Annotated in this window: 24 protein-coding genes, 1 tRNA gene and 1 other RNA gene; 6 read left to right on the forward strand and 20 right to left on the reverse strand. The window is 37.8% G+C overall.

Features of this window, described 5'->3' with window-relative positions:
* Nucleotides 1-11: 11 nt before the first annotated feature.
* From JOD28_RS06840 to JOD28_RS06850, 3 genes are all read right to left on the reverse strand, one after another.
* On the reverse strand, nucleotides 12-764 hold the full coding sequence (locus JOD28_RS06840; RefSeq protein ID WP_204770088.1) for an amino acid ABC transporter ATP-binding protein: 753 nt from the start codon (nucleotides 762-764) through the stop codon (nucleotides 12-14).
* Nucleotides 761-2,209: an ABC transporter substrate-binding protein/permease gene (locus JOD28_RS06845; protein ID WP_204770089.1), complete on the reverse strand. Its 1,449-nt coding sequence runs from the start codon at nucleotides 2,207-2,209 to the stop codon at nucleotides 761-763. The genes JOD28_RS06840 and JOD28_RS06845 overlap by 4 nt, the downstream gene beginning before the upstream one ends.
* A 96-nt stretch (nucleotides 2,210-2,305) precedes the next feature.
* Nucleotides 2,306-3,367: a BMP family lipoprotein gene (locus JOD28_RS06850; protein ID WP_204770131.1), complete on the reverse strand. Its 1,062-nt coding sequence runs from the start codon at nucleotides 3,365-3,367 to the stop codon at nucleotides 2,306-2,308.
* Between the two features lie 205 nt (nucleotides 3,368-3,572).
* Here JOD28_RS06850 and JOD28_RS06855 point away from each other — a divergent pair, with 205 nt between their 5' ends.
* On the forward strand, nucleotides 3,573-4,553 hold the full coding sequence (locus tag JOD28_RS06855) for a sugar transferase (RefSeq protein ID WP_204770090.1): 981 nt from the start codon (nucleotides 3,573-3,575) through the stop codon (nucleotides 4,551-4,553).
* A gap of 51 nt (nucleotides 4,554-4,604) precedes the next feature.
* Here JOD28_RS06855 and JOD28_RS06860 read toward each other — a convergent pair.
* From JOD28_RS06860 to zapA, 13 genes are all read right to left on the reverse strand, one after another.
* A tRNA-Cys gene (locus JOD28_RS06860) sits at nucleotides 4,605-4,675 on the reverse strand.
* A 137-nt stretch (nucleotides 4,676-4,812) separates the two neighbouring features.
* Entirely contained in the window at nucleotides 4,813-5,208 is a 396-nt protein-coding gene (locus tag JOD28_RS06865) for a DUF2185 domain-containing protein (protein ID WP_204770091.1), read from the reverse strand.
* 117 nt (nucleotides 5,209-5,325) lie between these two features.
* A complete protein-coding gene (locus tag JOD28_RS06870) occupies nucleotides 5,326-5,628 on the reverse strand; it encodes a hypothetical protein (protein WP_204770092.1) in 303 nt (100 codons plus the stop codon).
* The gene (locus JOD28_RS06875) at nucleotides 5,612-6,394 is read right to left on the reverse strand and encodes a YibE/F family protein (protein ID WP_204770093.1); all 783 of its coding nucleotides are present in this window, start codon (nucleotides 6,392-6,394) and stop codon (nucleotides 5,612-5,614) included. The genes JOD28_RS06870 and JOD28_RS06875 overlap by 17 nt, the downstream gene beginning before the upstream one ends.
* Nucleotides 6,391-7,476 carry a YibE/F family protein gene (locus JOD28_RS06880; RefSeq protein ID WP_204770094.1) on the reverse strand — a complete coding sequence of 362 codons (1,086 nt, stop codon included), beginning with the start codon at nucleotides 7,474-7,476 and terminating at the stop codon, nucleotides 6,391-6,393. The genes JOD28_RS06875 and JOD28_RS06880 overlap by 4 nt, the downstream gene beginning before the upstream one ends.
* The gene (dnaI, locus tag JOD28_RS06885; protein ID WP_204770095.1) at nucleotides 7,473-8,399 is read right to left on the reverse strand and encodes a primosomal protein DnaI; all 927 of its coding nucleotides are present in this window, start codon (nucleotides 8,397-8,399) and stop codon (nucleotides 7,473-7,475) included. The genes JOD28_RS06880 and dnaI overlap by 4 nt, the downstream gene beginning before the upstream one ends.
* A gap of 1 nt (nucleotide 8,400) precedes the next feature.
* Complete coding sequence (locus tag JOD28_RS06890) at nucleotides 8,401-9,732, reverse strand: replication initiation and membrane attachment family protein (RefSeq protein ID WP_204770096.1); 1,332 nt, start codon at nucleotides 9,730-9,732, stop codon at nucleotides 8,401-8,403.
* On the reverse strand, nucleotides 9,719-10,339 hold the full coding sequence (gene coaE / locus JOD28_RS06895) for a dephospho-CoA kinase (protein WP_204770132.1): 621 nt from the start codon (nucleotides 10,337-10,339) through the stop codon (nucleotides 9,719-9,721). Before coaE ends, JOD28_RS06890 begins: the two co-directional genes overlap by 14 nt.
* 1 nt (nucleotide 10,340) lies before the next feature.
* Nucleotides 10,341-11,075, reverse strand: a complete 735-nt coding sequence (locus JOD28_RS06900) for a DUF975 family protein (protein WP_204770097.1) — start codon at nucleotides 11,073-11,075, stop codon at nucleotides 10,341-10,343.
* Nucleotides 11,053-11,916, reverse strand: coding sequence for a bifunctional DNA-formamidopyrimidine glycosylase/DNA-(apurinic or apyrimidinic site) lyase (gene mutM / locus JOD28_RS06905; RefSeq protein WP_204770098.1), 864 nt, complete (start codon nucleotides 11,914-11,916; stop codon nucleotides 11,053-11,055). The genes JOD28_RS06900 and mutM overlap by 23 nt, the downstream gene beginning before the upstream one ends.
* A gap of 191 nt (nucleotides 11,917-12,107) precedes the next feature.
* Nucleotides 12,108-14,513, reverse strand: coding sequence for an endonuclease MutS2 (locus JOD28_RS06910; RefSeq protein ID WP_204770099.1), 2,406 nt, complete (start codon nucleotides 14,511-14,513; stop codon nucleotides 12,108-12,110).
* Between the two features lie 51 nt (nucleotides 14,514-14,564).
* Nucleotides 14,565-15,086, reverse strand: coding sequence for a CvpA family protein (locus JOD28_RS06915; RefSeq protein WP_204770100.1), 522 nt, complete (start codon nucleotides 15,084-15,086; stop codon nucleotides 14,565-14,567).
* Nucleotides 15,083-15,487 (reverse strand): cell division protein ZapA, encoded by a 405-nt coding sequence (gene zapA, locus JOD28_RS06920; RefSeq protein ID WP_204770101.1) that lies wholly within the window; start codon nucleotides 15,485-15,487, stop codon nucleotides 15,083-15,085. Before zapA ends, JOD28_RS06915 begins: the two co-directional genes overlap by 4 nt.
* Nucleotides 15,488-15,559: 72 nt before the next feature.
* On the opposite strand from zapA, the gene rnhC reads away from it, so the two are divergent.
* Together rnhC and JOD28_RS06930 are read left to right on the forward strand one after the other, a co-directional pair.
* The gene (gene rnhC / locus JOD28_RS06925) at nucleotides 15,560-16,483 is read left to right on the forward strand and encodes a ribonuclease HIII (RefSeq protein ID WP_204770102.1); all 924 of its coding nucleotides are present in this window, start codon (nucleotides 15,560-15,562) and stop codon (nucleotides 16,481-16,483) included.
* Between the two features lie 38 nt (nucleotides 16,484-16,521).
* Complete coding sequence (locus JOD28_RS06930) at nucleotides 16,522-16,806, forward strand: AFWIR motif membrane protein (protein WP_204770103.1); 285 nt, start codon at nucleotides 16,522-16,524, stop codon at nucleotides 16,804-16,806.
* A gap of 14 nt (nucleotides 16,807-16,820) precedes the next feature.
* Here JOD28_RS06930 and JOD28_RS06935 read toward each other — a convergent pair whose 3' ends face one another.
* Nucleotides 16,821-17,231 (reverse strand): hypothetical protein, encoded by a 411-nt coding sequence (locus tag JOD28_RS06935; protein ID WP_204770104.1) that lies wholly within the window; start codon nucleotides 17,229-17,231, stop codon nucleotides 16,821-16,823.
* A 218-nt stretch (nucleotides 17,232-17,449) separates the two neighbouring features.
* On the opposite strand from JOD28_RS06935, the gene JOD28_RS06940 reads away from it, so the two are divergent.
* The 3 genes from JOD28_RS06940 (at nucleotide 17,450) to JOD28_RS06950 (ending at nucleotide 19,772) form a co-directional block, all read left to right on the forward strand.
* Nucleotides 17,450-18,079, forward strand: a complete 630-nt coding sequence (locus JOD28_RS06940) for an NAD-dependent epimerase/dehydratase family protein (protein ID WP_204770105.1) — start codon at nucleotides 17,450-17,452, stop codon at nucleotides 18,077-18,079.
* A gap of 812 nt (nucleotides 18,080-18,891) precedes the next feature.
* On the forward strand, nucleotides 18,892-19,167 hold the full coding sequence (locus JOD28_RS06945) for a hypothetical protein (RefSeq protein ID WP_204770106.1): 276 nt from the start codon (nucleotides 18,892-18,894) through the stop codon (nucleotides 19,165-19,167).
* 131 nt (nucleotides 19,168-19,298) lie between these two features.
* The gene (locus JOD28_RS06950) at nucleotides 19,299-19,772 is read left to right on the forward strand and encodes a TspO/MBR family protein (RefSeq protein WP_204770107.1); all 474 of its coding nucleotides are present in this window, start codon (nucleotides 19,299-19,301) and stop codon (nucleotides 19,770-19,772) included.
* A gap of 306 nt (nucleotides 19,773-20,078) precedes the next feature.
* On the opposite strand, the gene ssrA is transcribed toward JOD28_RS06950, so the two are convergent.
* From ssrA to JOD28_RS06965, 3 genes are all read right to left on the reverse strand, one after another.
* Nucleotides 20,079-20,437: a transfer-messenger RNA gene (gene ssrA / locus JOD28_RS06955) on the reverse strand.
* A 70-nt stretch (nucleotides 20,438-20,507) separates the two neighbouring features.
* Complete coding sequence (gene accA, locus JOD28_RS06960; protein WP_204770108.1) at nucleotides 20,508-21,308, reverse strand: carboxyltransferase subunit alpha; 801 nt, start codon at nucleotides 21,306-21,308, stop codon at nucleotides 20,508-20,510.
* Between the two features lies 1 nt (nucleotide 21,309).
* The gene (locus JOD28_RS06965; protein WP_204770109.1) at nucleotides 21,310-22,149 is read right to left on the reverse strand and encodes an acetyl-CoA carboxylase carboxyltransferase subunit beta; all 840 of its coding nucleotides are present in this window, start codon (nucleotides 22,147-22,149) and stop codon (nucleotides 21,310-21,312) included.
* Nucleotides 22,150-22,196 lie beyond the last annotated feature (47 nt).

Genomic DNA, 22,196 nt, shown 5'->3' on the forward strand with positions numbered 1-22,196 from the left:
GTCACATTAAACTATGCATGCATAATCTTGCTTAAGAATTCTTGCAAACGTGCATTTTTTGGTGCATTAAATATTTGTTCTGGTGTCCCAGACTCTTGAATTTTACCAGATTCAAAAAATACAACACGGTCGGCAACTTGTTTAGCAAAGCCCATTTCATGTGTCACAATAATCATGGTCATGCCTGTGCCTGCCAAGTTCTTCATAACTTCCAGAACATCACCAACCATTTCAGGATCTAATGCTGATGTTGGTTCATCAAACAGCATCACATCTGGTGACATGGCCAAAGCACGAGCGATAGCGATGCGTTGCTTTTGTCCACCAGATAAAGAATTTACTGATACATCTGCTTTGTCCGCCAAATTAACAACATCGAGCAATTCACGGGCCTTTTTTTCAGCCGCAGCCTTGTCCATTTTACCTAATTCAACCGGTGCTAACATAATATTTTCTAAAACCGTATAGTTATTAAATAAGTTAAAGTTTTGAAATACCATACCAATATTTTCGCGGACTTTATTAATATCAGTTGATTTGTCCGAAATATCAAAGCCATCTACGACAATTGTGCCATTATCAGGCGTTTCTAACTGATTTAACATGCGCAAAAATGTTGATTTTCCTGATCCTGAGGGGCCAATCATAACAACGACTTCATTTGCAGCAATATCTATGGAAATATCACGTAAGACGTGGTTCTCACCGTATGATTTATTAACTTTTTCAACATGTACTTTTACTTTATTTTGTGCCTCAGTCATGCACGCGTCCTCTTTTCTACCCAGTTACTCAACCATGTCAGTAACGTAATCACAATCAAGTATATCACAGCTACTATTGCCCAGACACGAAAACCTTGCGAGTTACGAGAAACAATCAGCGAACCTGTTTGTGTTAACTCTAAAATACCAATTGCTGATAAAATAGATGTATCTTTCAGCGTAATAATAAACTGGTTAATGAAACTTGGAATCATTATTTTTAACCCTTGCGGCACAATGACTTTCCGCATAGATTTACCATAGGATAATCCTAATGACCGTGCTGCTTCCATTTGGCCACGATCCACCGCCTCAAAACCACCACGAACAAATGCACCCGTATAAGCACCCTCATTCAAAATTAATGTCACGAGCCCAGCAGTGAATGCCGGTATCTTCATACCAATAACGCTAGGCAAACCAATGTAGATAAAGAATGCTAGTACCATCAGTGGTAGGCCACGGAAAATATAAATCAGTGTCGTAGATAAGCCACGCAAACCAGCATTCTGACTAACACCCATGACTCCGAGTAAAATACCCCACACCGAAGCCAAGATAATTGCAACAATAGTCAAGAGTAAAGTTTGCCACAAGCCCTTTAGAAATGCGCTGTCATTGGCTTTTAAGATACCAATCACGGAATTATTAGCTTTTTTATCGCCAGTAAAAGTTGCAGCGCTTGCCCCTAAGTACTTAGCAACAATTTTGTCATATGTGCCGTCATTTTTAATGGCAGCAAAACCCTTGTTAAATGACTTGAGTAACTGTGCGTTTTTCCCCTTTTGAACACCAAAACCATACCAACCTGCTTGAATAGGTGATTTGGCATTCATGACTTTTAACTGCGTACCGTTTTTGACAGCGTATTGAATGACTGGTAAATCGCCAAATGTCGCTTGAGCATTACCATTAATAACGTCGTTATAAAGTGTATCTGAATCATTAAAATAAGTGACTTTAAAACCATATTTTTTTTGAATAGATAGGGCATAATCTGCGCCAGATGTCCCTGTTTTTATCGCCACTGTTTGATCTTTTAAATCACTTAATGATTTAATACTTGACCCTTTTTTAACAGCCCAGCCAATACCTGACCGATAATAAGGCGTACCAAAATCAAACACTGCTTTACGTTCATCAGTGATCGACATGCCGGCAATAACACCATCTGCTTGTCCAGATGAAACCGATTGCGTGGCAGCGTTAAAACTCATAGGCTTTAATGTATAGGTAAAGCCCTCTCGCTTAGCAATTGTTTTCAGAATTTCTTGATCAATGCCTGTATATTGATTATTTTTATCTTGAAAATCAAAAGGTGGATACGTTGCATCAGTCGTAATAACGTAATTTGGCACCTTGGCGGCATGTGCGTCAATAGTCAGACCAAACATAGTTAAAGCGGTCAGTACAACGACTAACAAAAATTTTCTTGTTTTTTTCATAATAGCTTCATTCTATCAGAAAGTACTGAGAAAGGATCAAATTCATGTTAGCTTTTTTAACATAGCTTTCATGTGTATGATATACCATACAACGGCTTAAGGATGTACTGGTACCTTAATGTCACCGGAAATAATTTTCTTCTGCGCCGTTTTAACTGCTGACCATACCTCACTCGAGGCCGAATCTTTAGCTAAATCAACACTTTTTTCTTTCAGACCATAGGTGATTGTCTTACCACCCTGGAACTTACCATCACGGCCTTGTGTTGATAATTCCTTAACGGCGTTATCAACGCGTTTAATAGCTGATACAAGTGTGAAATTAGACTTATCATTATTTTTTGCCGTATATTCACCGTCTTGCTTTTGGTCCATATCCACACCAATAATCCAAACCTTTTTATCTGAATCAGCTGTTAAATTTTGATTTGTCGCCTTTGCTTCAGAAAAAACCCCAGAACCCGTGCCACCTGCAGCTTGGAAAATAACGTCAGCACCACCAGCTATCATTGAAGCTGCAATCGTCTTACCTTTAGCCGCATCTGCGAATGAGTCAGCGTATTGTGTCACTATTTTAATATTAGGGTCAGTTGCTTTTGCACCTGCTTTAAATCCAGCTTCAAAAGTATCAATAATATCTCCGTGTATACCGCCAATAAAACCAATCGTATGCGATTTCGTTTGCTTTGCGGCAGCCACTCCTGCTAAATATGAAGATTGTTCTGACTTGAACATCAAAGAAGCAACGTTTTTCTCAGGCACAACAGCATCAATAATCGCAAAACTTGTTTTTGGGTTTGCCTTAGCAACTGTTGTCATTGCTGGTGCTGCAGTAAATCCGACACCGTAAACTAACTTATAGCCACCTTTTACAGCTGTTTGAAGGTTTGTTTTAATATCTGATGCATCTGTGCTCTGGAAGTAATTAAAACCCTTTGTACCTTGTTTAAGTTGGCTATTTTTTCCATAGGCTTTTAATCCAGACCACGCTGATTGGTTAAACGAACGATCATCAACACCCCCACTATCTGTTACTAATGCGACCGTATAATTATTCTTATTAGTAGCCTGTTTGCCACCTCGGGTTGTTGCGTAAATACCACCACCAATAACCGCAATTGCTAAAATACCAATACCAATCTGTGCTGAACGCTGCATAATGATGTTGTGCATAGGCGCCTAAAAATCACCTATGCTTCTCCTCTCAAATTTATACCTTTATTATGCGCTATTTAAAACCCAGAACCATGATAAAATCATTAAAATAACACGATAAACACGAATAATATTGTTTTATTTTATTTTTAGTTCGTTATTTTTAAGTTTTTTTCAAATATGGTTCGGATTTTGGTAGAATATGTTTATGACACAATTTATAACCCATACAATTGAACCTTGGATGCCTTTAGGTGCATTAAAAGCAAAATCGGACTACGCTAAAATTGCCGTTGCTTCTGGTTGGACAGCATTACCAATTCAACGTTATAATGATACACGATATAGCGATAACATCCGTCTAGAACACATTAATGATTGGCTAGCACCTGTTCAGTCAAACGACCTTGTGCTCCACCAATTTCCAACTTATATGAGCGCTGACTTAGAAAGTGCCTTTGCAACCAAATTGCGCCAAAATAACATACGATCTGCTGTTTTAATTCACGACATTGAACCCTTGCGTTTAATCAAAACTAACACTTGGGAATTTGACGTGTTGAACCAATATGACACCATTATTGTTCATTCTGAAACTATGAAAACGCGTTTACAGACAGCAGGCATTACAAGCCAATTTATTATTCAACCCTTATTTGATTATCTTAGTGACCCTGTTCCAGCGGCACAGTTCAGCCAGCGCATTAACTTTGCCGGCACCTTTCAAAAATCACCATGGTTACAAACATATACAGGCCCTCATTTAACACTTTTTGGTTCAAAACCAAAAAAATGGCAGCACATCAGTTTACCAACTACAATTGACTATCAAGGTAATTTTGATCCTGATCAAATCGTATCTTATTTACATGATGGTTTTGGTCTAATCTGGGACAATGATTTTGATGACAAAACCTATCAAACCTATACAAAATACAACGCACCACATAAAGCAAGCTTGTACTTACGTGCCGAATTACCATTAATTGCTTGGTCCCAAAGCGCACTGGGTCAATTGATTATGGCGCATCATATTGGATTCGTTATTAATAATTTAGATGACCTAGCAAGCGAATTAAAACAAATTGATCGCCAACAATATCTTGTGTGGCAAACAAATATTAAAAAAATTTCGAAAAACTTGCGCCTTGGTATATATACACGCCAAACACTACAGCAATTAAATTAAAAAGCAAAGGATTTATGATCAAATTTGATCATAAATCCTTTGCTTTTTTAGAGGTAATAACCGGAGTCGAACCGGCGATGACGGTTTTGCAGACCGTTGCCTTACCACTTGGCTATATTACCATTATAAACACCATTGTTGTGTTTCATTAACCAAACAAGATAACCTGTGATTAATAGCCAATAACAGCTTGTTATTTTTTCAAACATCACAACGTTTATAATTATATGTGAAAATCACTCAAATTACAAACACTTTGTTAATTTTCCTTATTTTCGACGACTTGACCATCTGAAACCGTAATGTTTGGTTGCACTGTCCCGTCAGATAACCAAACAGGTGTATGGGTTTTAGGATCCCACCAACCTGTTGTATTTACCCGCTTATCTAACATCAAATCGGTGCCATAGGGTAAATCTAAGACATTTTCTAAACTTGATTCGATGGCCAATGCCGTTTGAATAACAATAGGTACAAAATTATCAGAATTTTCATTCCACTTGGCTGTATCATTATCCGCAAACAATAACCAACCAGTGTCTTGTGGTAGTGTGGGGGCTAATTCACGATATATCCATCTTAAATTGCCCGTGCCGTCTGTGAGATGCTTGGAAGCAAGAACGACCGCTTCGGGTTGATTAAATACTGAACGCATATATTTTTGCCTACTCTGTTATCAATGAATCGTACAAGCCAATAACAGAATAAGTCTCCTTTCAGAATTCACTAACCTTATTATACCTTACAATTTAACGAAGACCAAATAAGGTTCCTAAGCCAATTTATTTTCCAATAAAATTTGCGTCATATGTTCGGACATTTCTGGTGTCCGTTGCCATTCTTCCCAACCATCATATTCTAACGGCAACAAATCATAGTGTGTATTAATATAGTTTTCCAAGGATTCAACTGCAGCAGATCGTGCTATATTCATTTTTAAAATCCGGACACTTTTAATATAGCCATGCTCTGCAGCATATTCCGAACGACCATTATGTGTAATATTTCCCAGTTCAAAATAAATTGAACCATCATTCCTTGTGATCTCTTCAATGAGATTAAATGTTTCTTTCATTTTTTATCACCACTTTTTGTTGTTTAACATGCGTTCGTACAACTAACCAACTAGCTACCCAGATACTTAATAGAATCCCTAACATTCCCAGTAACATTGTCACAACTTCTACCATCAATAATTTTGCATTAACAAACATAGCAATAGGATAGCGTAAGCGCACAAACCAAATTAACAGAGGAATGTTGGCGCCCAACACGCCGAAAAACAATGTATTAATCGCCGTGCCTAATATTTGCCCACCAATGATACGTGAATGAGCATATAATCTCATGCTCGTCATATTTGGTGTCCGCTCAATGACTTCTGTTAAATCTGCAGATATTGCCATAGATGCCTCGGCGACTGCCCCCAGAACAGAAATAACCATCGCAATCATTGCAATATGACTAAATGATAGCCCTACCGTTAAGGAGAGTCCCTCTAGTTCTTCCGAGTTTTCCGTTGTAAAGCCCTGAAACTGACCAAAATACTGAATGATAATTGTCAAAATCATGATAATCGCCACTACAATGACACTGGTTTTAAATGCAATATTTGTGACATTGGTATTATCAGCCCCCAAATAAATCGCGACAGATAAAATAATCAAACTCATAATACTTGTCACAATATACGGATTAAACTGCCAATTAATCAAAATCATTAATATAAAAATAGCCAGAAAATTACATACCAACCCTACAAATGCCTTCACGCCTTGGCCTTTACCAACAAAAACCATGAGTACGAATAAAATCATCACTAGCAGACCAATTGCGTTCATTTTGTGCCCACCTTCCTTGACATTATCCAGCCAACCAATGCACTAGTCACAGGAACTGCTAAAACAATGCCAATACCAGAAATTACTGTCTGCAGAATGCCTAAATTCATAATTTGATCCATAATATAAGTCCAATGGTTGCCATTGCGTAACATCAAAAACACCATTGGCAAGGTTTCCGCGATAAATATCATAAATAGCACATTAATCAATGTCCCCATAATATCACGACCAACTGACATACCTGCGTGCCAATAGTCAGAAAATTGCCGCGTCGCATTTTCACGTTGCATGCCAAATTGCATAGCCACGATATCTGCGGCTTCATCCATCACAGCACCTAAAACACCGATAATCGTCTGCGCCATAAATAATGTTACTGGCACTTGCGTGACATATGACATCGTTTCAAAATGAACTCCCGCATTATTTGTTAACCGCAAAACAGCTACCAATAGGCCAATTGTCAGTACAGTTGTCGTTAATGTCGTTAATAGTGTAATCCCCATTTGTAGCGTTTTACCTAACACAAGCGCCAAACTAGCTGTAGCAAATAATATAGCCAATACACTAAACAGCAAAAAAACATTGACATTTTTTACGTGTACATTCAAAACAACAGCGATACCAAATAAACCAATATTAATCAACATACTTAGCAATAACCAGCTGGTCGCACGCCACTTACTATAAATAACTAGTAATCCCACAAGCAACATTGCTAACGCACCTACAACGGCATCTCGTTTTAGCGATAAAATATGCATATTGTTGTCAATGTTTTCCAGAAGTAATTGGTCACCAACGCGATATTGATTAGAAATAACTTGAGACTGTGCATAAGTATTTGATAGTTTGATTGTCCCACGACGATTCAACAATCGAACGGTTAGCACCTGCGTTCGAATCACATCTGAATTATTATGTTCGTCGGTTACCTTTTGAGTTACCTTGTCACTGACGTGCACCACTTGTCCAACTGGATTGGTATACAATACTGCATCATGACGTAAAAAAAACCAAGATAACATCACTACTAAAACAATAAGCCAATATTTTTTTGTTTTTTTAATAAACGTCAATGCTCTAACCGTCGATTTTTACCGCTGACTTCGGCAAGTTGTGTGAGAAATTTAATACGTTGCATTAATCGTGCAGCTTTTCCAGGATCACGGTCATCACGTGTTTCAGATAAGTATTTCTCCATCTCATCCATATCAAAATTTGAGGTTATGAACGTCGTTAACTCATTTTGCATACGATATTCTAAAATAACACCGAGAATATCATCACGAATCCACATACTTAAATTTTCAGCCCCTAAATCATCTATAATCAAAACGGGTGAGGTTTTGGCTTGATTAACTAACCGCTCACGATTGGCATTATCTTTACCAATCGTGTTCTTTAAATCAACTGCAAAAGATGGAAAATGAACAAGCATCACCCCAATGCTATTAGCTGCCAAAGCATTGGCTAGTGCACCCATAAGATATGTTTTTCCAACACCAAATTGACCATACAAATAAAGGCCACGAACATAGGTCTCATTGTTTTCAAGTAAACGTGTCAAAATATCTACAATGGCAGTGACAACACTCGCTCGACCTGAATCAACTGAAATAGTTTGTAAATCAGCATCACGAATGGCCTTTGGCATTTTATATGATGTTAGTTTTTCCGCTTGCATGAGTTGCAACTTCGTAGATTCATCAGCAACATAACGGACATGAGGATAACCCTTTTCAATAGCCAGTTGTGGATAATAACCTGGATAAAGTGGTTTTTCCCCACGAGCCAATCGCTGCTTTTGTTGTACAAATTCATGAAGATCCATCATTTTTAATTGAAATGCGTCTTGACGTAGTTCATTTTGATGCGTTTCCCAAAAAAGACGCACATCTTCATCATCTGCAATCTGCTGCACAACATCAGCTAACTGTGTTTCTTCAATTTTGGGATACTTTTGTTGTATTTTTTTTAATACTTCTGCTAAATTTTGCATATTAGTTTTTCGTCTTTATATTCTTCAGCTTTGCTAAAGCAGCAGCGGCACTGTCAGTTTCAACGGTTACATTTGATATCGTATCATTACTGGTACTTGGCTTAGTTACAAATTTCGGCGTCGTTTTTTCAGGTTTCGCGTGACGACTAAATCGTTTCTCTTGGCGCTCCTGATTGGCCTTTTGACGTTGCTGAATCTGAATCAATGCTTTTTCAGGTGTATCGACCCTATTTTGCGTCCATGAATCAGCAATTGTTGTCACCAAAGCAGCTTTTAAACTATCATTTTGTAAACCAATTAAGACATAATGTACTAAAATATTCACAACTGGCATTGTTAGCGTACTTTGTGCTATTAAATAATCTACCAAATCACGTTCTTTTTTGAGTACCAAACCACTTTTGAGCGTTGTTTTCACATATCCTAAAAAGTCTTGCGCGTTTGTCGTACTAGCTATTTCAATCAAAGCGCGGGCTTCAGTATTTTTAATTTCGGGTACATTTTGTGCTTGTTGCGGTTCAGGAGACACTTTATTGACAGAAACATTGCGTGTCACTTGTTGTCTCAACAAACGCTGCACCTCTTGTTCATTAATTTCATGTGTATCTAGTGTGATACTTTGATTTACAAATCCTGCAAGGGTAATCTCATCAACACCATATGTTATGTGCATGGCAACTAAAAAATTACGATGTTTTTCAATTGTAGCTACACGCGTGCCACGAATCATCTCTGTAAAGTCGTCAAACTTAAAGGTCGTTTCGTCTGGTTGTATCGTCGCCTCTTGATAAACTAATGGTGTTTTCGGTACGCTTAGATCATTTTTATTTTGGAAAACCTGTAAAAATCTTGCTGAAATATTTTTACCGGAGAGTTGTTCTTGCCCTTGTATACCGTAACGCTTTTCGAGTATTAAATAACGCTCTTCGCCAACAAATTTATACAGCAGGCCTGACAACAATTGTTCTTTAAAAAACTTATCAGATGCCAAGGGTGTTAATAATCGATAACCATAAACTTCACCCATAGCATCTTTTTCATAAACCGTTTTCATTAGTCCAGCAGCTTCCAAACGGCGGCGGCATTTAACAAAATTGGGTAAACTAATATTCAAACTATCAATAATGAAGTTATGATCTTGTCGTTTAAGTTGTTCATGATTAAAAGGCAATTCATTCACTAATAAGTGATACAATGCATAGCTGGTTGCACCAATAAACGGTAAGTACAAATTAAAAACACGAGATAAATCATCAGGCGTAATTAAATGATCAGCCTGAAAAAAGGCACCCGCTGTTGCATGAAATTCAATTGTATCGTCATTTTGTGTCATATTTTGGTGCAAGTTCCTTTAATTCTATTATCAACTTTTCAATTTGTACTGCTAAAGACATTTTATCACCATTATTGTCCAAAATATAATCAGCACCAGCAATTTTGTCAGCTGTTGGTATCTGGGACTTCATGCGATTTTGAGCCTGAGTACTGTCTAACCCATCCCGTGTTTCCAAACGGGATTTTTGAATGGCTTCGGTCGTATGAACGACAACAATTTTATCGATTATATCTTTCTTATCGTAACCACGTTCAAACAAGAGTGGCATATCGATAATTAAAATAGGGACTTGCTGTGTTCGCCAAAAAGCAATTTTATCCAACATCGTTGAACGAATGGCTGGCTGCATAATTGTATTTAATCGTGTCAATTCAGCCTGGTTACCAAAAACAATGCGCCCCAATTTAGCACGATTCAACATCCCATTTTCAATGATATCCGGTCCAAAAGCTAATTTGATTTTTTCTAATGTTCGTGTCCCTGGTTCAACTACTTCACGTGCCACAACATCCGCGTCAACAACAGGAAAACCAGCCTCTCGTAATGTCCTACTAACAGTCGATTTCCCAGTAGCAATCCCGCCAGTTAACCCAACAATCAACATATTATTTTGCCACACTTTCTGTCATTGCCAAAGTGAATAAATGTCGTGAATAAGCCACTCGTGTTGCATTCAAGTAAGGCACCACGTAAATGTAAGCCACTCCAGCAGTAAGTATTCCTAACAAGTGCCAGCCTATAAAGCTTAATTCTAACAAAAACAACTCCCACTTACGGCCGGCCATTATCCGACGACTAACGGTTATATAATCTGTTAGTTGTGGTTGCCTTGCATGATTTTCAATATCAATTTTATAAGCAAAGTAAGTTTGAGAATAAGAAAAAATTTTGATTATACCTGGAACAATAAATACCAACGTCCATAAGAAAAGCAACATATTTTGCACGATTGCGAGCAGCAAAGTATGCCAAACATTTCCACGTCTGAAGATTTGAAAACTGTCCCTTAAGCTTGGTGTAGCCTTAGGGTTTTCATACCAATCAATTAACGTCCAACTGCTCGTCCACAAAAAGAGTAACTGCACGGCGTCACTCAAGATACTTCTTAAAACAGAATAGATTTGGGTTGAACTACTATCTGTATTGTCAACTGAGACATCGCTAGTAACCGAAAGATTTGTAAAAATTGAGTAGACAAGTATTGCCGTAGCCAACATCGTTAAAACTGTCGTGACGATGGGGATGAGATTAATCTTAATTGCAGCTTTAAAACGCCCATGATACAATGCACGTGCCTCACGCTTAACACCACTAATACTAATTGGTTCCACTGACTTCATTAGTTCTCCTAGAATACTTTACTTGGCAAACAGGACAGTATGTTGTGCCTCGTTGACCTACTTTTATTTTTACCAACGGCTCACCACAACGGAGGCATGGCTGACCAACGCGACCGTAAGCCTCTAACTTATTTTGAAATTGACCAACCTCACCAAATACATTGCTAAAGCTGTGCACAGTTGTGCCATGATTTTTAATGGCCATTTTCATCTCACTGATAATATTTTGACGCAAGGTTGCGAGTTCGATTTCAGACAATTCATTTGCTGGCGTTTCTGGATGGATTTTGCTCTGCCATAATACCTCATCTGCATAAATATTACCAATACCGGCGATTTTATTTTGATCTAACAAAAAACTTTTAACCGGTTTTTTGGAACGTGAAAAAATATCTACCATATAGGCCAATGTTAGTGACATGTCGGTCGGTTCTGGTCCCAACTTTCCAAGAGACTGGACTTCAACTGCTTCGTGATCTGTAGTAGTCAGTACCATACGACCGAACCGGCGCGTATCATTGTAAAAAACGGCGCGCTGATCATCTAATTCAAAGATGATTTCTGTGTGTTTATAAGGTGATGTACCAAGTGGTTCAACTGAATATTGTCCTTCCATTCTCAAGTGTGACACAATTGTATGACCATTAGATAGCCGTATCAATAAATACTTCCCCCGACGATCAATTGCTTTAAATGTCGCATTTAAAACGCCCGTTACAAAGGCTTGTGAATCACCTGTAATTACTTTGGGATATGGCAACTTAATCTGTTTAATTTGGTTACCGATAATCAATTTTTCTAAACCACGACGTACTGTTTCAACTTCTGGTAATTCTGGCATATGATACCATAGCCCCCTGATATTTATAGTTGTCATTTTAAAATAATAACTGATCGACTCATTTTTAGCCTTGTTGCTATTAATAATTTTACCACATTACATCTGTATGCTTCTTCGTAACACAAAAAACAGCTTATATTCGTGACAAAAAAGTAGAAGACGTATGGATAACGTCTTCTACTTTTTATTAATTAAGTGAGTTCAGCAATTGTTGCGCCGTCTCCGCCAGCATTTGCGTTTGCAAAATGAAATGATTTGACACGTCTGTCTGAACGCAGAAATTCTGTTACACCCTTTCGTAATGCACCAGTCCCTTTGCCATGAATAATCTCTACGGCACCAAGATTTGCCAAAACAGCAGTATCTAGATAACGATCAAGTTCGGCTATAGCAGCCTCATAGCGTACACCTCGCAAATCCAAACTTGCGCTAGCCGTGCGACGTGATGAGCCACCTGCTATATTCGTCTTAGTCACTTTTTGTCTTTTTTGTTTCGTTTTGACCTGTTGTGCCTTAGCCGTCGCCTCAGTTTTGACAATGTCATCATCATCAACTAACATCTTTAATATGCCCATTTCAACTTCCCATTGGCCATTACTGTGCTGTTTAACTAAGATACCTTGCTGGTTGTATGACTTTACCACAATTTCATCCCCAACAGCTAATGCTTTAGCACGTTTAGCTTTTTGGAGAACCTTGTTCTTTTCTAAACTACCGTTTTGTTTCAGTTTATCTAATTGTCCTTTTTTGGCCTGTAGATCTTGCTCACTTAATTTGCCAGCTTGCTGACCAGCATTTAAGCGTTCTTTGCGAATTTCTGATATTAACTGGTCAGCCTGCTTTTTTGTTGCGGCCACAATATGATTGGCATCATTTTTAGCATCCAAAATAATGCGTGCCCTTTTTTGTTCCAGTTGTCGATGCTCTTCGGATAATGCTTCCGACTGTTCTTTTGTTGTTTTTAAACGTAATTCTAATTCTAAATTATGTTTTTTAACCGCATCGCGTTGTGTCACTAAATCAAGAATCATATGATTTAGATCTTGGTCTGATTTATCAGTAAGTGACGTTGCTGCACCAATGACATCTGCTCCTAAACCTAACCTTTTGGCAATTGCTAATGCGTTTGATTGTCCTGGCACGCCCATTAGGAATTGATAGGTTGGACGCAATGTCTCAACATCAAAAACCATAGATGCGTTTAACGTTTCAGGTCGATTGTAACCATAGAGTTTTAACTCTGGGTAATGTGTCGTTGCAATAACATAACCACCTAAACTAGCCACTTTGTCCAAAATTGCCATAGCCAATGCAGCACCTTCAGATGGATCTGTTCCTGCGCCAAGTTCATCAAAAATAACCAGAGTCCGACTATCAATCTGGTCGATCATCGATACAATATTTGCCATATGTGAGCTAAATGTAGATAAACTTTGTTCAATTGACTGTTCATCTCCAATATCAGCAAAGACCTCATTAAAAACGCCAACAGTTGAAGGGCGCTTTGTCGTAATAAACAAACCAGACTGGGCCATCAATTGTAATAAGCCTAACGTTTTAATCGTAATTGTTTTACCACCAGTGTTTGGTCCTGTGATTATAATAGCTTTATAGTCTTCTCCTAGAGCAATATCATTGGCAACAGCAATATTTTTATCCAACAGCGGATGCCATGCTTGTTGTAAATCAACAAAATTAGTCATATTAACAATTGGTTGCATAGCATCCAACCGCGCAGCCAATCGTGCTTTAGCATTAACAAAATCAAAATGACCTAAAATAGTCACATTTTGCGATAATTCAACGGTATAAGGCACCAACATGGCAGATAAGTCTTGTAACACACGTTGCTCTTCAGCTTGCTCTTTCACCCGTAACTCACTTAATTTATTATTAAGCTCAACAACAACTTGAGGTTCAATATAAAGTGTTTGCCCTGTTTGGCTTTGATCATGCACAACGCCGCCAAACTGATTGCGATACTCCGCTTTAACTGGCAAAACATACCGATCGCTACGAATTGTCACAATTGGGTCACTTAAATATTGTGCCGATTTTCCTCTGGTATAGGCTTGCATTTTATTTTTAACAGCTTGTTCATGACCTGTAATTTTGCCACGAATAGCCTTCAAATCAAAAGAAGCCTCATCATTAATACGGCCAGTGACATCAATAGCTTGTTGTATTTGGCGTGTGACATCAGGCAATGCAACTAAACGATCCGCTTGTTCTGGTAATACTTGTAGCGACTCACCAATTGTTTCATCTCTCATCTGAGCAAAAAAATTAACAACGCTATTGGTATTTCGCAAAACATTGCTAATTTCTGATAATTCAGTTGCACTTAAACTGGCACTAATATTTAATCGCTTAAGATGCGGTGTAATATCAGCTAGTTTTGTCAGTATAATGCCGCCCTTCAAGCGATCAATTAAAACACCATCAGCTGTTTCAAGCAGCCAATAGTTAATTGTCTCAATATTTGTTTCGGGATATAAGTTCTCTGCTTCTCGTAAGCCAACAGGTGTTGACAAAAATTGGCGTAATTGTAACTTAATCTTATCGTATTCTAAGGTTTTTAATACTTTTTTGTTCATTATTTTTGTGGGCTCCAACACCTACATATTACAATCTTAAGCTGCTAATTGTTATAGCCACCACTGGTATATTTGTTGCGCAAAAAAAGGTGCATGATCAAGTAACTGGTTTAGCTCTGGTGTATTTAAAAACTGATCTTGTATCCAAACATTGGGCACAACTGACAATATTTCTAAAGCAAAAAAAGCAATGACTGCACCAATTGCACCATACAAAAAAGCGCCAAGTGCGCCATCAACCCATCCTAATAATGGTATATGACGAATAATTTTTAATGAGCGTAAAACATAATGACTGACTGCACCGCCGAGCATAATCAGTAAACTAAAGACTAAACCAGAAGCCAAAAATTGTGACCCCTGATTAACCACATGTTGAGGCACACTCGTGCGAACAAATTGGCCATCCACAAACTGAGTTAACACAGCACCAACTGGTCTGGAAAATTTAATAGCAATATACCAAACAATAAACCAAAGTGCCAAACGCAGCAGACCATTAACGAAACCGTGACGGTACCCAGAAATAATCCAGCTTAATATAAAAATAAAGCCAATAATCAGTAATATCATACATGTGTTCCTTGCTTAAATAATTTATCAGTTGCGCGCGCTTGGCTTTCATTTTTGGCATCATCAATGATTGAACCAATTGCACTCTTAGCCCCACGTTTCAAATTGGATTTTTGTTCTTTTTTCTCTTGTTCCAAAGCATCTTGTAATGCTGAAACTTGCGCTTGTAATTTGTCAATTTCCGCCTGTTTGTATAACTGATCAGAGAGCGTGTTAAAAGTTAATAACACGGCTTGATCATTTGGCGATAAGTTTGGCGCGACAGTTTTAATCTGCTGCCATTGTTTGTTGAAAATTGTTTCAGTTGCCTTGACATGTGGTAATGTCGCATGTCCTGAAATTGTATAGTCTTTACCAGCTAAATTAGCTTTAAAGTGTTTTTTCTCGTTTTGAATAACCATCGTTTTTTCCCTTAGTATATTTAATCAATTATACACCATATTTCCGATAACAAAAACTGATATACTTAGTATATGCAAACAGTTATACAAGTGACACCTACAATACTTCAAAAAATGGTTAACTATTATGCTAAAAATCAGACACTGTCACTACCTGCCGGTGCCGTTTTTTCAGCTAAAAATGTGAACGCCACAATTACTGGCTACCGATCTGGCAAAGTGATGTTTCAAGGTCCGGGATTCTCACAAGAAGCCGCACTTTGGCAACCTGTCAAACCGAAAACAATTCAGCCTAATCATAAACCAGTCACTCGTTCTGGTGCTAACTTACCTGATGGTTTTTCGAATTGGTCTGTCATTGGTTCTGACGAGGTAGGTGCTGGTGCTTATTTTGGGCCACTCACCACTGCAGCTGTTTTTGTGTCTCAAAAAGACCTTGATTGGGTACGACAATTAGGTATTGCTGATTCCAAAACATTAACTGATGACAAAATGAGACAAATTGCACCAGAAATTATTGCCCGTTTACCTCACCATGTTGTTAATTTAATGCCCGAGAAGTATAATCAATTGCAGCCAACTAATAATGTGAATCAGCTTAAAGCAATTTCTCACAATTTTGTCCTTGGTAAGGTATTGGAAAAAATAAGTCCGACACGCCCTGACGGTATTCTTATCGATCAGTTCGCACAAGAAAGTACCTATTTTAACTATTTACAACGTGCCAAACAGCCACAAGTTATTCGCCAAAATGTTTATTTCACAACAAAAGGCGAACAGCATCATCTTAGCGTCGCAGCTGCTTCGATCTTAGCACGAGTCGTTGAGCTAGATTCTATGGCTTCTTTAAGTCAGGAAGCTGGCATTATCTTACCTATCGGTGCTGGTCGCGAAGTCGATAAGGTCGCTGCAGAACTATTGAGACAAGGTAAACCATTGCGTCACTACGCTAAACTACATTTTGCAAATACTCAAAAAGCGACTAATCTATTATAATTTTCCCAATCATTAACTAAATAACGGAGGCTTTCCATATGCTTAATTTACTTTTTATTACCCTTTTAATTTTGTTTCTCATTATTTATTTTTTAGCAGCGCTTTTCTTTAATACATTTGGTGTCGTTTCTAGATTAATATTAGCAATCATTCTGGTACTATTAGTCACGTTTGTTATCAAAAATTTCTTTGCTGTTGTTGGTGTTTTGATATTAATCATATTAGCCTTTTGGATTAGAAAAAATTTTACAAAACCACCCAAAAACCAGACAACGGACAGCACGTTTGATGGCCATTTTGAAGAAGTAGATAAAAACAAATAATTAGTATTTGTTAGTCAACTGATACTTTTTTTAATTAAACATCTGATTTGTTGTTCAACCTCTGTTGTCATTTCACGTATTGCAAAAGATGTTGCCCAAAAATCCTCGGAATCTAAGTGCGCTGTATCGTTAAAGCCAAGTGTTGAATAACGAGACTTGAATTTAGATGCCGATTGAAAAAACAATACCACTTTACCTTGATCATTTGCATAAGCAGGCATTGAATACCAAGTTTTTGGTTTTAATTTTGGTGCGACTTCTTTGACTATGCGATGAATCGCCATCGCCAGAAATGCCTCATTCGCAGGCATTTCAGCAATTTTATCTAAAACATCCGCTTCTGTATTTTTTGATTGACGTAGTTCTAGTGCACGCTCATGCATGGCCTCACGCTCAATATCAGAAAAAGTTTGCTTATCAATCATCATGTTCTCCTTACTTATGAGGCAATATGTTCTTGTTTCACTTAGAATACTTAAAAATGATGCGTGACACAACTAATTTTTTAGTTCTTAAGCCAGCTTTAATAACTTAGTTTTTGCACGCTTTAAGGTAGTCATTTATATTACGTCATCTTTTTGATACAATAACAATAACGGTAGCATTAATTGACATGCCACTGACTGAACAGAGAGGCAACCACATGGACAAATCAACGCAACAAAAAATCGTTATCGTCGGGGGGACTGGCTTTGTCGGTCAAGGTTTAATTAAACATCTCTCTTCGAAATTATTCGACGTTCACAGCATATCCCGTCATGCATTTTCGCCTGCAAACCAAGACGCCACAACATACCATGCCGTTGACTTGAGCGACCCTACACAGTGGCGCACCATTGTCTCTGATGCTGATTGGGTTATTGATGCAGTTGGTATTTTATTTCCCAATCCATTGAAGCATCAATCATACCAGAATAATAGTGTTGCACCAGCTAAGCAGATTATAGATGTTTTATTAGAAGAAAAGCGCCCAAATTTTCTATTTATTTCGGCTAATACGGGTCCTTTTTTCATGAAACCTTATTTAAACGCTAAATCAACTGTCGAACAAATGGCAGCAGCTAAATTAGCGCAACGAGCGTTTATGGTTTACCCTGGCATTATTTTCGATCATGCTCGGTTATCTTCCTATTTACCAGGTTTGATGGTTTACAAGTTACGAAGAATCCCTTATTTCAATCATTTACGTTCTATTCCAAGAAGTCTGTTTGCCACTGAGGTTGAACAAATTCTATTAGGAAAAACTAGTGAGTTGTCACATAGATCATTGTAATTGCAGATTATGATTAAAATGATATTCATAACTTGCTGGTTTCCAACAGGATATGTGGACAACATAAAAAGCGACCCCCGATGTGAACCCTTGAGGTCGCTTTTTATGTCCGTTCCTACGATTGGCGCTGCATTGTGGTAATTAAATATAATACTGCTAAAACAGAACTTAGATTTAATACGAAGTTAACATTCAGTTGTGGTCTGACAGTTATCCAGCACAAAAATATAGCAACATATAAGAGGTAAGTATACCAATGTAATTTTAAATTTGCATAACGATAACTGCGATACCCTGTAATAACACCTGTGACAATCAATGTTAACATAACGATCCAATAAATAATTGTTACCAAGATACTTCTCCCAGCTTTGACTTACTAAATAGTATACCTAATAACTGAACAAGTTACAATCTTATTGCCATTTATCGATTAGTAACGTTATGCTGTTTTGATTGTCGGATGTTATTTTGTTAGATAATATTTTACGTTTACTTAAATTACTTTATTCAAATACTCATATCGCATAACATACAGAACAACGATAAAATCATGACAAAGGATAAAACATGAGCACAGTGCTACAAATTATTTTTTTACTCACTGGTCTTTCATTAATTAGAGCTTCAAAAAAACAAAGTCCACTTCAAAACTATCAAAAGTACATTGGTAGTATTTTATTAGTCATTGGTATTATAAGTTTTATGGTACATACGTTAAAATAAAAAGCACTCAAAACAATTCGTGTGTACGTGCAGAAACACTTTAACAGCATGACACCTACTCAATAAAACTATTAGGAGAATTAAGCATGGCCGAATATACTCAAAAAAATAAGACGCAAACAGTGGCTTATGGTTGGCAACTAGTCTTGCCTGAAAACACAATCGTTATGGATAATGACCAAGGCAATATAGCTATTGGAGATACTTCAGATAACTTTAGAGGCGGCCCCCTAATCATGCTAAAAGTTAGCGAGAATGAGGCTACAGTTGAATCTAGCGGCTACTTTGAACAAGGAATAACAGTAACATTAGATAAAAAGATTGTGATTATACGGCGCCCAGATATTGATGAAGATAACTAATTTACTTTCTGAAAATACGGAATGAAACTTACAAAAACAGCATCATTCTGAGAAAATAAATGCACAAATTAATACTATTTTTAGCAATATATAATTTATTAGTACATTGAAATTAAACAAGGAGTTTTAACATGAAGAAAAGTTCTGTCACAATAAAAGCTATAGCCTTTATTGCAGTTATTTTAATTCTTGGCACGCTATCATCATTCAGTGTGACATGGATACGTGGTGTGTCAATAGGCGACATATATGGCACGTTTAATTTACCACCACTAGCACCACCAAAATGGCTGTTTGGTCCAGCATGGGGCCTACTCTATATTTTACTTGGCATTTATTGTGCTAACCTCAGTTTTGTGAAGAACAATCGACAAACACTCTACACCTATATGTATGTGCAACTAGCACTAAATATATTTTGGACTGTTGTATTCTTCTCGTTTTCAAATTTTTTGTTAGCTACAATAATGATCGTAGTAATGGATATTTTGGTTATTGCTATTATCTGGATAGATAAACGACGCATTAAACTACTATTAGTCCCTTACTTATTATGGTTACTATTCGCTACATATTTATCAATTTCCGTACTTATTTTAAACTAACTATGTTACAAATTCAGAAGTCATACGATCAAAATAACTTCATTTAGTGTAACTAACTTCGCCCTTCAAAATGAAAAAAATTAAATAGACTCTTATTGTAATCGCTAATATCCTATATCGCGTCCATATTATTTAAAATTATAAAACCATGATGTGTACCCCGAAAGTTAAACCAACTTTCGGGGTTTTATTGTGTTAAAAGTTTCCCATTTTGTGTGAAATGCTATGAAATACAGTGCAACGTTTTTCATAAGAAAAGGCGCTACATCAAGGTTTTTGAAACCTGATGCAACGCCATGAAATGCTTAGTGGAGCCGAGGGGATTCGAACCCCTGTCCAAACCGCCCGGTACATGAACCTCTACGCTTATAGTGTTGTCATTTAAATTTCATGATTAGTTACGCCACAACGCCAGGCAGCTACTAACCACTAATCTGATTAAGTTAACGTATGCTCTCCAGATGTAAAATCATACGCGATCTGACCTTTTATGACCTAACCTCAGATGTCAGAGACCAAGATTAAGTTACGCATCACTGTGTTTTAAGCAGCGATTGCGAAAGAGTTTTCATTTTTTGCAGTTAAAAAGTCTGCCCGTTTTTACGCCCGGTTGGCGAAACGCAGTCCATGCCCTAAACGACCTGTCGAATTCCAAGAACGACCCCAAAAATAAAAATACAATGGTTCTATGTATTTTATTCGAAAATTAATCAGCTCACAATCTATTATAACACATCAAAACGCTCTAAAGCGGGCACGTCGTTGTTTTACCAACTCCTGAGGTGTTAATGTATTTAATGTTCTAAACTCATCATCAAGGCGCTTACGAATTAAATTAAACACACGTGGATGATTACGCGATTCTGGAATAATATATTCAATGACATTTTTTCCCAACAAATCCTTTGGCGTTAGCCCCATAACTGCTGCTGCTTCATCAGAACGTTTGCTATCTTTCCACAAAATTGACGCAAAACCTTCTGGTGACAAAATTGAATAGGTCGCATTCTGGAACATCCAAACTTGGTCGCTGGCTGCTAAAGCTAATGCACCACCGGAACCGGCCTCGCCGTAGATAATCGCAATCATCGGCACCGTCAGCTTCATAGATTTTAAAATAGATTGCGCGATTGCTTCGCCTTGACCTTGTGCTTCAGCAGTTTTTCCTGGAAAAGCACCTGGTGTGTTAATAAACGTCACAATAGGTCGGTGGAACTTATTTGCTTGTTGCATCAAACGCTGTGCTTTTCGATAACCCCAAGGTTCAGGTGACCCATTTCGTTTGCTCAGCTTATCGTGAATATCAATACCTTTATCAATGACAATAACTGTCACTGGCGTACCATTTAAAGCAGCAATGCCACCGATCACAGATGAATCATCACCGCTCAACCGATCACCATGTAATTCAACGAAATCTGTAAAAATACCATCAATAATTTCGCGAGCCAAAAACCTATCTTCTCGAGATTTTTTCACAACCTCGGACGGTGTTAACTCTCGCTTAAATAATTTCAATCCAATATTTACTGCCATTTTAAACCTCCCTCACGTGATGCAACTTGACCACCCTTGCAATCATTTTGTTAAGTTCAGCTCGTGGTACAATTTGATCCACAAAACCATTTTCTAGTAACGTTTCAACACGTTGAAAATCTTTTGGTAGTTTTTCATGAATTGTTGATTCAATAACGCGAGCACCCGCAAAACCAACCAATGCATGCGGTTCAGCGAAAGTAACATCCCCTTGCATAGCAAAACTTGCTGTTACGCCACCCGTCGTTGGATCAGTTAGAACAACCAAGTATAATAGTCCTGCTTCTTGGTGGGCTGCAACAGCTGCTGACACTTTAGCCATTTGCATCAAAGAATTAATACCTTCTTGCATTCGAGCACCACCAGAAGCTGTGAATAAGACAACAGGTAACGAACGATTTGTTGCATACTCAAATAACCGCGTAATTTTTTCACCAGTCATTGTGCCCAAAGAACCCATCATGAAATATGAATCCATCACGCCAAGCGCTACTTTTTCATCTTCAATTGTTGCAAGACCTGTTAGTACAGATTCACCCAGACCAGTTTGTGATTTAGCCCGTTCTAATTTTTCAGCATATCCTGGAAAGTCTGGCGCTGTCATCTCAATTTCTGAATCCATCTCTTCAAACGACTGCGTCAGTAATTCAATTCGCTCACGGGCTTGCAAACGGAAACCATAACCACAGTGCGCACACACACGATAACGTCCTAATTGTTTATTATAAAGCTGTACACCACAATATGGGCAAGCTAAGAACAAACCATCCGGGATACGGTCATTAACCGAGGCGTCACGTTTAATTCGCGAGGTTGATTTTTGATTATCATATAAATCCATAATTAGTATTCTATTAACTGTTTAAGGTCATTAACTGCGTCGATGTC

This window comes from Leuconostoc rapi, assembly GCF_016908715.1.
Lineage (GTDB): Bacteria > Bacillota > Bacilli > Lactobacillales > Lactobacillaceae > Leuconostoc > Leuconostoc rapi.